At 59.8% G+C, this 11,850-nt stretch carries 9 protein-coding genes and 1 pseudogene; 4 read left to right on the top strand and 6 right to left on the bottom strand.

Annotated features, from left to right (window positions below; translation table 11 throughout):
- Positions 1-945: NAD(P)/FAD-dependent oxidoreductase (locus tag ACIREA_RS15750; RefSeq protein WP_397383246.1), on the top strand; the 945-nt coding region annotated here is incomplete at its 5' end.
- Between the two features lie 207 nt (positions 946-1,152).
- On the opposite strand, the gene ACIREA_RS15745 is transcribed toward ACIREA_RS15750, so the two are convergent.
- From ACIREA_RS15745 to ACIREA_RS15735, 3 genes are all read right to left on the bottom strand, one after another.
- Positions 1,153-2,289: a hypothetical protein gene (locus tag ACIREA_RS15745; RefSeq protein ID WP_397383245.1), complete on the bottom strand. Its 1,137-nt coding sequence runs from the start codon at positions 2,287-2,289 to the stop codon at positions 1,153-1,155.
- Between the two features lie 73 nt (positions 2,290-2,362).
- Positions 2,363-2,998, bottom strand: coding sequence for a hypothetical protein (locus tag ACIREA_RS15740; protein ID WP_397383244.1), 636 nt, complete (start codon positions 2,996-2,998; stop codon positions 2,363-2,365).
- The gene (locus ACIREA_RS15735; RefSeq protein WP_397383243.1) at positions 2,995-3,159 is read right to left on the bottom strand and encodes a hypothetical protein; all 165 of its coding nucleotides are present in this window, start codon (positions 3,157-3,159) and stop codon (positions 2,995-2,997) included. Before ACIREA_RS15735 ends, ACIREA_RS15740 begins: the two co-directional genes overlap by 4 nt.
- Before the next feature lie 278 nt (positions 3,160-3,437).
- Between ACIREA_RS15735 and ACIREA_RS15730 the strand changes: the two genes are divergently transcribed.
- The gene (locus ACIREA_RS15730; protein WP_397383242.1) at positions 3,438-7,040 is read left to right on the top strand and encodes a tetratricopeptide repeat protein; all 3,603 of its coding nucleotides are present in this window, start codon (positions 3,438-3,440) and stop codon (positions 7,038-7,040) included.
- Between the two features lie 51 nt (positions 7,041-7,091).
- On the opposite strand, the gene ACIREA_RS15725 is transcribed toward ACIREA_RS15730, so the two are convergent.
- Entirely contained in the window at positions 7,092-7,277 is a 186-nt protein-coding gene (locus ACIREA_RS15725; protein WP_397383241.1) for a hypothetical protein, read from the bottom strand.
- A gap of 547 nt (positions 7,278-7,824) precedes the next feature.
- On the opposite strand from ACIREA_RS15725, the gene fusA reads away from it, so the two are divergent.
- Positions 7,825-9,894, top strand: a complete 2,070-nt coding sequence (gene fusA / locus ACIREA_RS15720) for an elongation factor G (protein WP_397383240.1) — start codon at positions 7,825-7,827, stop codon at positions 9,892-9,894.
- A 236-nt stretch (positions 9,895-10,130) separates the two neighbouring features.
- Here fusA and ACIREA_RS15715 read toward each other — a convergent pair whose 3' ends face one another.
- The gene (locus ACIREA_RS15715; RefSeq protein ID WP_397383239.1) at positions 10,131-10,328 is read right to left on the bottom strand and encodes a hypothetical protein; all 198 of its coding nucleotides are present in this window, start codon (positions 10,326-10,328) and stop codon (positions 10,131-10,133) included.
- A gap of 252 nt (positions 10,329-10,580) precedes the next feature.
- Between ACIREA_RS15715 and ACIREA_RS15710 the strand changes: the two genes are divergently transcribed.
- The gene (locus tag ACIREA_RS15710) at positions 10,581-11,054 is read left to right on the top strand and encodes a nucleotidyltransferase (protein WP_397383238.1); all 474 of its coding nucleotides are present in this window, start codon (positions 10,581-10,583) and stop codon (positions 11,052-11,054) included.
- An 87-nt stretch (positions 11,055-11,141) separates the two neighbouring features.
- On the opposite strand, the pseudogene ACIREA_RS15705 reads toward ACIREA_RS15710, so the two are convergent.
- A pseudogene (locus ACIREA_RS15705) lies at positions 11,142-11,850 on the bottom strand (NADP-dependent phosphogluconate dehydrogenase); the annotation flags it as partial.

Raw genomic sequence — 11,850 nt, 5'->3', positions numbered from 1 at the left:
TACCTCGTCATCGCCCTCGGGGCCAAGACCGGATACTTCGGCCACGATGAATGGGCCGCGCACACGCTGGGCCTGAAGAGCCTGGATGATGCCATGAAAATCCGCAAACAGGTGCTGCTCGCCTTTGAGCAGGCGGAGTGCTCGAATGATCCCCAGACAACCGCGCGGTTGCTTACGATGGTCATCGTGGGCGGTGGTCCCACCGGAGTGGAAATGGCGGGCTCGCTCGCCGAACTCGCACAGCAGGTGCTCAAAGAAGACTTCCGGCGCATTGATCCCAGCTTGGCGAAAGTCCATCTCGTCGAGGCCGGCCCCAAGCTGCTAGCGACTTTCCCCGGCGGACTGCCGGACTACGCCTGCAAGCATCTCGAGCACCTGGGTGTCACGGTGCATCTGAATTCACCCGTCAAAGAAGTCGGCGCAGGCTATGTCATCACCGGTGACCACCGCATCGAGACAGACACCGTCATCTGGGCCGCAGGCGTGGAGGCCAGCGGGATCACACGCACACTCGCAGGCGTGCCCTTGGATCGCGCCGGCCGCATCCAGGTCCAGCCAGACCTCAGCCTCCCCGGTCATCCCGAAGTCTTCGCTGCGGGCGATCTCGTGGCGCTCACAGACACCAAAGGCGTCCGCGTACCCGGCGTCAGTCCCGCCGCCATTCAGATGGGTCACTTCATCTCCAAGACCATCCTCAATGAGGGCATGTCCGTGCCCCGCTCAGCCTTCACCTATCTCGACAAAGGCACCATGGCCACCATCGGCCGCAGTGCCGCCGTCGTCAGCTTTGCCGGCATGCATTTACGCGGCATGCTCGCCTGGCTCATGTGGCTCTTCGTCCATCTCCTCTTCCTCATGGGCATGCGCAATCGCGCCATCGTCTTCCTCCACTGGGTCTGGTCCTACATCACCTGGCAGCGCGGCGCCCGCATCATTCAGCCGTGAGCTCTACGGAGCGCGGAATTTATTCCGCAGCACCCCGCCGCAGAGCCAGACTCTTAGTCATCCATCATCCCCTTGGATCCGAGGATAACTTTGCTTCGGCATTCAATGCGCACCGCTCGTAGAGGGCCAAAGCGGAGGCCTTGGTTCTTGTGGAGCGCAGCGGACTGAAGTCCGCGCTTCGCAGCAGAGGTGCGCGTATGCAGCCCCTCACTTCACCTCAAACACCTTCGCATCCAGCACCTTCCCATCCTGCACCAGATCCACGCGATACTTCCCCACCGGCAGCCCCTCCTTCGCCGTGAGCGAAGAGTCGATTTGATCACTCACCGCCGCTTCCACATCCGCCGTCGCAAGCTCCTGGCTCTTCTCGCCTTCCACTTCCACCAGCACCCAGACAAACTGCACGCCTTTGGCCAGCGCCTTCTCCTTCAGATTCCACCGCGCATGCAGCTCCGTGTCGTCAGTGGTAAAATACTTCACCTCCTTGCCGGGCTCGCCCTTGCCGTCATCCCGAAACAACTGCGAGGAGTCGAGCGCCAGCTTCGTCTTTCCGGCCATCGGCGCGCCCACCTTCACCGTGAACTTCTCATGCGCCACCTCCTGCCCGTCGAGTTGCAGTGAGACCTCATGCGTGCCCGCAGGCCAGCCACCGGCCGGGATGAAGGCAAAATGGAAAGGCACGTTTTCCTTGTTCTCCTTCATGGTGAAGCTGCGCGTGCCCTCGTCATCCACCTTGCCATTCACCAGCCACGTAGCCTCCAGCCATGACGACAGGCCCAGATTGCCCACGCCCGCCAGAAAGACCTTGTCCAGGCCGTCAAACTCATGCGTCTCATTCACCGGCTTGTGGTCCTCGTCCGCGCCCTTGGCCAGCGCGGCCTTCAGCAGCTTGCTCGGAATCGCCTCCTTCGGCGGCGCGACACGGAAGGGAAACTGCCCCAGCGGCTTACCATCCAGGGTCACATCCGCCCGGTAGCACGCACCCACCGGCATCGGTTGCTTCGTCTTCATGTCAAAGCTCACAAACGTGTCCTCCCCAAACGAGAAGATCACCCCCTTGTTCACCGTCGCCACATCCACCTTCGCCTCCGCCATCAGATCCTCGCGAAACATAAACTTCGCCGCCACCACCCCAGCCTTCGGCCGCCCCTTCAGCTCGATCGAAAGAAACACCGTCTCATCCGGCTTGAAAAACTCCGCCACATCCTTCGGCGACCGATCATCCTCCTTAAACCCATGGCAATAAACCGCCTTCTTCAAATCCCCCTCCGCCGCCTGAAGCGACACCGCCGCGACTGCCAGACTGAAACCCAAAACCAGCAGAGGAACGAAAGATGTTTTCATGTCCGCACCCAACCACACTTCATGTCGATAACAAGGCGCATGAGGTGCTGGCCTTTACACTTCCAGTCGATGATCACACTTTGGCCACCGCTTCGAGCCACACTCCGATGAGCTTGGACCAGTCCACAAACGAAATTTCGGTCTCCTTGAGTTGGAGATCCTTCAGCATGACGGGCAGTTGTTTCTGAAAACGACGGTATTGGGTCACAAGTGCGGCTTTGCCCGGAAGCACTAGGTTGGCGGGACTATGCGTGTTCAACCAGTTGCGGACGTGGCCGATCACGGCACCTGGATCATTGCCATGCGCACGAATGTCCTGCCCCGCGATGTCAGAGAGATATTTCTGATAGCGATACGCTTCGACATCCAAAATCAGGGCACCCTTCTTCTGGTGCCGTGTACCGCCCAGTTTTGCCGCTCCAAGAAACAAGCCCAGCTCGAAGGGCATGTTGAAGCGCGGCAGCTTCGATTTGCGATCCAGCTGTGTTCTGGAGATGTCGTGGATGCTCAGCCCACACTCCCCAATGATGCGAAGAATCTTTTCGACGCGCACCTCAGTGGCGCTGTCAGCTTCCAAGGCGCAGCGCGGCACGTAATCACAGACCTTGAGCACGAAGGCGATGGCGCGCAGCAGCGGCAGGTATTCACCATCAAAAGGGCAGTTGATGAAGACTTGTCGCTGATAGTCGCGACCGCGTCTTGATTTCACTTTGCGCTTTTCTTGGATGGTTGCTCCGCTGCGACTGCTTTCAGGACTGCCCTGCGCAGACGATCTTCGGGAATAGTGCCTTTCTGTGTCTGCGGGCGCAGCACCATCTCGACGCCGCCGATCTTGATGCGGGTAGGTGAGGCAGAGGATTGTTTAGCCATGGATCAAGATTCAATGCCCCCTGTAAAATGCAAATATGAAACGGGATTTCTTTTGCCAAGTTTGCCGCGTCTCACCTATGATGACTGTTACAGATGCCTAACCTGATCATTCACCTGCGACACACCGACGAGGTTGAATTCAGGCCACCCTCGGCTCGCCGCAAGGCACTCATGAGTTTCACGCAGAACAAGCTGTCTTTGACTCGCTGCTAAAAAAGACCACGGCGCTCACCGAATCCTTCGAAGGCGGCAAGCGTCCCCTGGCAGATCCCGTCACATTGAGTGACCTGGGCCATCTGCTCAAAAACACCCTGCTAGGCACCCTGTGGGACCATATGCAGCAGGACATCAGTTCCTCAGACGGCACCTTGCTCATCTCCTCCTCCGCGCCTGCGCTGCTCAACCTGCCGTGGGAATTGCTGCCTTCTCCCACCAGCGCATTCCTCGTCGCGGATGGCCGCTGGGCCATCCGGCGAACAACGCGTGAGACATTGGCAGCACCGAATCTCGGTCAGGTGGCGCTGCCCTTACGCATTCTCTTCGCGGCCTGTGCCCCCATTGATCAAACTGGTCTTGATTATGAGCGGGAAGAAGAAGCCATGCTGCGGCTGGCAGCCAAACTGGGAAACAAGATTCATCTCAGCATCGCCGAAGCCGCCACCTTTGATGAGCTGCGGAATCTCATCTCGGAGGTCCAGCCCCATGTGGTTCACTTGTCAGGCCACGGCATCGTGCAGGACGGCATTGGTTATTTTACCTTCGAGGATGAGCGCGGGAACTCCGACCCACGGGATGCCAGGAGCATGGCCGAGCAATTGTTCGCTAATCGTGGAGTTCGTCTTGTATTCGTCAGTGGCTGTCAGTCCGCGCGGGCCGCATCGGCTGGTGTGTGTCAGGCGCTGACCACTGCCGGCCATGTGCCCGTTGCCTTGGGCTGGGGTGCCAGTGTGGCAGACGGGCTGGCGACGGATTTTGCGCGTGAGTTCTACCATGAACTGGCCGCTGGCCGTCCGGTGGATGCCGCCTTGGCTACGGCGCGACGCGAGCTGTTGGCAAACGCTCACGTCACAGTGAACGACACCGTTTATTTCGATGCGTCATTCGCCCTGGCGCAGCTATTCGCGGCAGATGCCACCGATGCTTTGATTGATCAATCCAAGCCCTTGGCAAAGGTGCCGCATGCAGGCATCCACTACGAGTTGCTGGGGGATGGCATCGTGGGATTGCGGGAGGGCTTTGTGGGCCGTCGGCGTCTGCTTCAGCGCCTGCGCCCCGGTCTGCGCGATGCTGATTTTCATATCCTGCTCCTCACCGGCATGGGTGGCGCTGGGAAAAGCACCCTTGCCACCCGCCTCGCCAATCGCTGCCAGCTCGAAGGTTTTCGGCTTGTCGTACTCAAAGCCAGACGCCAGAACGCAGAAAACTTTGCCTTGCTGCTGGCGCAGCAAATCGGCAATGCATGCCAGCGGCTGGGGCAGCAGGCGGACTATGAGATGCTGAATGATGGCCGTCAGCCACTGCCGCAGCGCTTGCGGCTGGCTGTGGAGATTCTCAACGAGTCGCGCATTCTTCTGGTGCTGGACAATCTGGAAGACCTCATGCCGTTGCCGCCGGCCGCCCCATGCTGGGCCAATGCTGAGCTGGCTGAGTTTTTGGATTCGCTCTTCGGTCGCCTTACCGGCGCGGGCCGCTGCATCCTGACCTGCCGCTATGTGCCGGAAGGAATTGATGCCACCCAGCCTGGGCGGGTGCATGAGCCACTGCCAGACTTCTCCGAGGCGGAGTTCATCAAGTGCCTGACCCGCCATGAACGCGTGGTGGAGCGCATGGCTGCGGGTGACATCTCGCGTGAGTTTCTCACCCTGCTGCACCGCAAAATCGGCGGCACCCCACGCTTCATCAAGCCTGCGGCAGATGTGCTCGCAACCGTTGAGATCAGCAAACTGCAGCAGCAGTTGGAGTCCGCTACCGATGCAGATGGCGACGATGCCCTGAATGAACTGCGGGAGAAGTATCTGGCAGACATCTTTATCCCCGAACTCTACCAGGCGCTGGCACCGGAGCACCGCCTCGCACTCAGCCGACTGGCACTGGTAGAACTGCCGGTGCCCCTTGATGGCCTTGCTCACATTGGCGGTTTGAATGAATCTACGGCCAATGCTGCCGCCAGCGCCATGCTCGCGCGTGGCTTGCTGCAACAACTGGGGGAGGAGGCGCATGAGACCCTGCTCTACGCCGTCCATCCCCTTCAGCGCAACTTTCTGGTGCATCCCGACCGGTTGCCATCCGACGTGGCTACTGAGGCCCATCGCGCCGCTGCCGCCTTCTTCGAATCCTGCCTCAAAACAGGCAGAGGAACCGAACTGCGTCTGCACTTCATGGCGGAGCTACAAGCCTGCCGTCAGCATGCCGAAGTAGGCGGCGACCGCGAACGGCTGGAGTGGGCGACAGTGTCGATGGCACGGCATCTTTACGATGAGGCTGAGTATAAGACTGCTGCGGCCCTGTTAGAGCCTCTGGCGGATGAAACATCTGGCCCATACACACTCAAGATGCTGGCGGACGTCTTGCTGAATTTGAGTGAATGGCGGCGAGCCAGAAGTCTTTACCTGCAAGCGATGGCTCGTTGTGAAGCTGTCGGCGATCATGCTGGGGAAGCCGCGACGTGGCACCAGCTTGCCTCGATTGATGTGAACGAAGGTGACTACGCGGCGGCGCGTAAGAAATTTGGTCGCGCGTTGGAGATCAGTCAAGCTATCGGCGACAATGCCATGGAGATCGGGACGTTGCATCAGCTTGCCACGATTGAATTGAGAGAAGGCGACTACGAATCGGCGCGGGAAAAATTTGGCCGCGCGCTGGAGATGCGGCAAGCCAATAACGACCGTGGCGGAGAGTCCGCCACGTTGCATCAGCTTGCCACGATTGAATTGAGAGAAGGCAACTTCGAGGCAGCGCGGGAAAAGTTTGGTCGTTCTCTGGACATTAAACATGCCATCGGTGACCTCGCCGGGGAAGGCGCGGCGTGGCATCAGCTTGCCTTGATTGATGTGAACGATGGGGACTACGCAGCGGCAAGGGGAAAGTTGAGTCGATCGCTGGAGATCGAGCAAGCCATTGGCAATCGCTCGGGGGAGGCGGTGACGTGGCATAGTCTTGCGACGATTGAATTGAACGAAGGCGACTACGCCGCAGCACGGGAGAAGTTTGGCCGCGCCCTAAAGATGCTGCAAGCCATTGGTGACAGTGCTGGGGAGGCCGCGACATGGCATCAGCTTGCCATGATTGATTTGAACGAAGGCGACTACGCCGCAGCGCGGCTAAAGTTTGGCCGTTCACTGGAGATGAAACAAGTAATCGGCGACCGTGCGGGGGAAGCAGCGACGTGGCACAATCTTGCCACGATTGCTGTGAAGGAAGGGAACTATGCAGATGCGCGGGAGAAGTCGGGCCGCGTGCTGAAGATGCTGCAATCCATCGGTGACCGCGCGGGGGAGGCCTCGACGTGGCATCTGCTTGCCACGATTGATTTGAACGAAGTCGACTATTCCGGAGCGAGAGACAAATTTGGCCGTTCGATAAAGATGCGGCAAGCCATCGGCGACCGTGCCGGGGAGGCCACGACACTCGCGCAGATCGGATTTGTGGCATGGGAAAACGGACGCAGAGAAACGGGCATCCGATTGCAGGCCATTGCATACATGCTGCTCAAAGACATTGGCAAAGTGGAACAGCAGGTGCCTTGGAAAAATTTCACTGTCATGGCAGCCGAGTTGAATCTCGATCAAGCCGGGTTTGAGACCCTGATGCAGGATGCGGCGGAACAGTATCAGCAGGATAGTGCGCGGGGATTGGTCGGCGCTGCATTTGAGGGCTTGTGATTTAGGCAAATGAAGAGGCGGCTGGGGATGCCAGCCGCCCCTCTGTCAGTCTCAACGTTTTGTTTCTTCCATCACACGCGTGGATGACTCCTGTGGGGGCATGAGATGGTCTGCGAGTTTCTCCGCCAACCAACGACTGGCGAGCTTGGTCATCGGCACGCCCTCAGCCTTGGCGGCATGATAAAGCGGTGAGATGAGCGAGCGCTCCAGCCTTGGTGAGTAATACTTGGGTTTCATGGGATGTAGTCGAAGTCGCCCAGCGGCGATGCACTCACCACGATGAGTGATGTAACGCCCAGGTGACTGGCGTCCGTGGCTGAGAAGCCGCTAAGAAGGCAGTGACCGGGAACAAACCAGCCAAAGTGATTCCTTCCTGCCGGCGGATGCTATTCAGTCATGAAGCTTGGGGAAGGAATATAGACGCCAAGCGCCCAGGATATCCTGATGCCTGTCGCAGGTAGGGCGTGGCTGTCCTCAGCTCGACGCAGGGGTCCACGGTGCAAGGAAGAACCGCGTCACAGTGACTTACAACCGCGAGGCCGGTGCACCCATTGACTTTTTCAACCCGTATGTTATAGAACTACTGCGTCCTATGACACAACGCCCCCTCATCATCATATTTCATTCAGCCCGGCTGCGGCCAGGGCTCGGGATGACTATGTCATAGAGGACAGAAGTCAGATATTGCTGCTATCCCCGGGAGCCCTGATTGCCGCCAGTCTGCATCAGGGCCTTTTCATATCCTTCCGGGGAGCAGCACGTTCACATCGAACCTCTGACTCTTATGAAACTCAATACGACTGACTCGGGCCGCATCCGCAACATTGGCATCGCCGCCCACATTGACGCTGGCAAAACCACGCTCACCGAACGCATTCTCTTCTACGCAGGCGCCATCCATGCCTGCGGAGACGTGCACGAAGGCAACACCACCACCGATTTCTCGGACATCGAACGCGAGAAGGGGATCACCATCTCCTCCGCCGCGGCTCCATGCTCGTGGACTCAGCAGCCCGTCGCAGGCCTCACCCGCCTCTTCACCGGGCAGCCCCATCGTCTCAACATCATCGACACCCCCGGCCACGTCGATTTCACCGCCGAAGTCGAACGCTCCCTCCGCGTGCTCGACGGCGCTGTCGCCGTCTTCTGCGGCGTCGGTGGCGTGCAGCCTCAAAGCGAAACCGTCTGGCGTCAGATGGATCGCTACCGCGTGCCCCGCGTCGCCTTCATCAACAAGATGGACCGCCTCGGCGCAGACTTCCCCCGCGTCGTCAACGAACTCCAAACCAAGCTCGGCGCCACCGCCTGGCCTGTCCTCCTGCCCTGGGGTGCCGAATCCGCATTGCTAGGCCAGCTCGACGTCATCGAAGAGCGCGCCCTGCGTACTCATGCCGACTCGCCCACCGGCTTCACCGTGGAATCCATTCCCACCGAATGGCTCACCGCCGTCGAATCCGCACGTCGTGATCTCATCCAGGCTCTCGCCAGCCTCGACGATGAAATCGCCGAACTCTGGATCGAAAACCTCCCCGTGCCCGCACAGGCACTCCGCGCCGCGATCCGTCGTCAGACCCTCGCAGGCCGCTTCGTGCCCGTCATCGGCGGCAGCGCTTACAAGCACATCGGCGTCTCCGCGCTGGTGGATGCCATCGTGGACTTCCTCCCTGCACCCGAAGAAGTGCAGCGCGTGAATGCCATCGATGCCCCCCTCGCCGCGCTCGCCTTCAAAATCGTGCGTCATCCGCAGGCAGGCCGCCTCGTCTATGTGCGTGTTTATTCCGGCACCCTCCAAAAAGGCACGCCCCTCCTCAATCCGCGCCTCGGCAAAACCGAGCGCTGCGGCAGGTTGCTCCGTGTCTTCGCGAATCGCCGCGATGAACTCGAAACCGTCCAAGCAGGGGACATCTGCGCCGTCACCGGGCTCAACAACTTCAGCACAGGCGATACCCTGTGTCTGGTAGATCATGCCATCATGCTTGAGCCCCCCGTGTTCCCCGAACCCGTCGTCAGCATGGCCATCGAGCCCGCGAAGTCCGCCGACCAGTCACGTCTGGCCACGGCCCTCTCACGCCTCAGCGATGAGGACCCCACCTTCCGCGTCCGCACCCATGAGGAGACCGGCCAGTGCCTCATCTCCGGCATGGGCGAGCTCCACCTCGAAGTGATCCGCGAAAAACTCCTGCGCGAGCATGGTGTCGAAACCATCGCCGGCGCACCCGAGATCGCGTGCCGTGAAACCATCACGCAAAAGGCAGAAGCCGACCACTTGCTCAAAAAGCAAAATGGCGGCTCCGGCATGTTCGCACGCGTGAAGGTCACCGTGCAGCCCCTGGAGCGTGGCGGCGGCTTCATCATCGAAGACGCCATCATCGGCGGCAGCATACCCTCCCAGTTCATGGGCGCGGTACGCCGTGGCATCACCGAAGCCGCCGTCGCAGGCCCCCTGCGCGGCAGCCCGCTGGTCGATGTCCGCGTCCGCATCATCGACGGTGCCTTCCACGCCAAGGACTCCAACGACCAAGCCTTCCGCATGGCCGCTGGCGAAGCCCTCCGCGAAGCCGTGCGCCTCGCCGCCCCCGTGCTGCTGGAGCCCGTCATGCAGGTCGAATGCACCGTCACCGACGAGCACCAGGGCGACATCCTCGGCGATCTCAACCGTCGCCGCGCCCGCATCACCGGCATCGACCACCGCGGCACCGAATCCGGCATCCTCGCCGAGGTCCCCCTCGCCGAAATGTTCGGCTACGCCGGAGCCATTCGCAGCCTCTCAAGAGGCCGCGCCAGCTACTCCATGGTCCCCACAAGCTACGAAGTAGTCCCCGCCTCCGTCCTCCCCCGCATGCTCAAAGCCTAACCCAGCCCCCCACGCGGAGCCCGTCTCGAAAGAGCCGGGCTCCGTTTTTTATGCCCAAGACATCAATCGCGCTCAACCACGCACCCCCATCGCCGAAGCAAAATCGTCCTCGTCCTCCTACTCGAACTCGTCCACGATCCTATCGCACCGCTTCAGCCAACACGTGCAAACTTCCAACGGCCTCCGCCGCAGTCTGCCAGTGTATTCGTTGAATCGATGGCGACTCAACGTCCCCCTCACATTTTTGCATACATAAAAATCTCCTTCACCCTCTGCTGCACCTGCTCCTCTCTCCAATCAGGATGCTGCTGCCTCAACCGCGCCGCCTTGAGCCTCCGCGCACCCCAGTACATCTGAAATGCGACGCTTAGCTTCTGCGCGCCGGTCATGCTCCGAAGGATGGCGATGTATTCAGGTGTGAGGTTGGAAGCCATGTGGGGAAGGGTAGTACAATGAAGACTTCTTTGCACAAAAAGGCGGATACCTCCAGCCTCATCTGCCGAGCGGAGCGAGCTTGCGATCCTGGCCGAAGCACTTAATGTTACGTATGGTGAATGACATGACAGAGCCTCTAAAAAAGCGCGTGGGCGGCAGTCTGTCGCGCGTGCCGCCATTGCAGCGGTTGGAGATGCTTCGGCGCAATGCGCTCATGCTGCGCGGCGGGAAATGGTCACCACCCCCAGACGATGGAACCCTCGTTCGAAAAGTTGTTGGTCTTGCTCGCTGAGCGAGGCGTTAAGTTCATTGTGGTGGGTGGCATTGCCGTCACCCTGCAAGGGTATGTCCGCTTCACAGAAGATGTGGATCTGCTGATCGAGGACAGTGCTGAAAATATTGGCCTACTGCTCACCACCCTCAGCGGCTACGGAGAAGGTTTTGCTGCTGAACTCACACCCGCTGACTTTGAAGAAGGCGAAGGTGCGATTCGCATCGTAGAAGAAATTGAGCAATGCCAGATCGACATTTTTACGCGCATGACCGGGAGGAGATATGCAGATGTGATCGTCGATGCCGATACATGGATGCTGCGTGAGCTATCGATTCGGTATGCGTCGAAAGCATCATTGATAGGATGGAAGGAAAACTCAGTGCGCGAGAAGGACAAGCTGGATGCCATGGCCCTGCGCAAGTTGCAAAGCGATCCTCATTCGCTGGACTGATCCGCTCAGGATACAAAAAAGCGGCCGGGTCTCCCCAGCCGCCTTCAAAGTTGCCCAGTTGCGCCGCAACTGGAGTCATAAAGTACCTCAGCCAATCACCTCAGGCCATTCCGTATGGAACATCTGGCCCTCAGGCTTGTCCGTGCGCTCATAGGTATGAGCACCGAAGAAGTCGCGCTGCGCCTGCAGCAGGTTCGCTGGCAGGCGGGCGGCGCGGTAGCTGTCATAGTACCCAAGGCTGGCGCTGAACGCCGGAACAGGAATGCCGTTCAGCGTCGCGATGCTGACCACTTCACGCCAGTTCTGCTGCGTGGTGCTGAGCACGTCCTTGAAGAACGGATCCAGCATCAGGTTGGCCAGGCTGGCGTTCGTGCGATACGCATCGGTGATGCGATTGAGGAAACGAGCGCGAATGATGCAACCCCCGCGCCAGATGGCGGCGATGCGACCCAGATCCAGCTTCCAGTCCTTCTTCGCACCCATCGTCTGGATGAGGTCGAGACCCTGGGCGTAGCTGATGATCTTGGAGGCGTAGAGAGCGTCGTGCACTTTCTTCACCAGCTCAGCCTTGTCCGTCGTGATGTTCACGGTCGGGCCGGTGAGCTGCGTGCTGGCAGCCACGCGCTGCTTCTTCTGGGAGGAAAGAATGCGTGCTTCCACAGCGGCGTTGATGGTGCTGATCACCACGGCGTTTTCAGCGGCGTTCATCAGAGTCCACTGGCCGGTGCCCTTCTGGCCGGCCTTGTCCACGATGAGTTCCACGATCGGCTTGCCCGTCTCAGGATCCTTCTGCTCC

The sequence above is a fragment of the Prosthecobacter sp. genome, assembly GCF_044373815.1.
Lineage (GTDB): Bacteria > Verrucomicrobiota > Verrucomicrobiia > Verrucomicrobiales > Verrucomicrobiaceae > Prosthecobacter.
The sequence above is the reverse complement of the archived record's forward strand: the minus strand, read 5'-3'. Positions and strand labels throughout refer to the sequence as shown.

What these genes read in the sequence shown, in the direction of transcription:
- ACIREA_RS15735 (WP_397383243.1), bottom strand. Translation starts at nt 3,159, where the DNA reads ATGGCTAAACAATCCTCTGCCTCACCTACCCGCATCAAGATCGGCGGC.
- ACIREA_RS15710 (WP_397383238.1), top strand. Translation starts at nt 10,581, where the DNA reads ATGGAACCCTCGTTCGAAAAGTTGTTGGTCTTGCTCGCTGAGCGAGGC.
- ACIREA_RS15745 (WP_397383245.1), bottom strand. Translation starts at nt 2,289, where the DNA reads ATGAAAACATCTTTCGTTCCTCTGCTGGTTTTGGGTTTCAGTCTGGCA.
- ACIREA_RS15725 (WP_397383241.1), bottom strand. Translation starts at nt 7,277, where the DNA reads ATGAAACCCAAGTATTACTCACCAAGGCTGGAGCGCTCGCTCATCTCA.
- fusA (WP_397383240.1), top strand. Translation starts at nt 7,825, where the DNA reads ATGAAACTCAATACGACTGACTCGGGCCGCATCCGCAACATTGGCATC.
- ACIREA_RS15715 (WP_397383239.1), bottom strand. Translation starts at nt 10,328, where the DNA reads ATGGCTTCCAACCTCACACCTGAATACATCGCCATCCTTCGGAGCATG.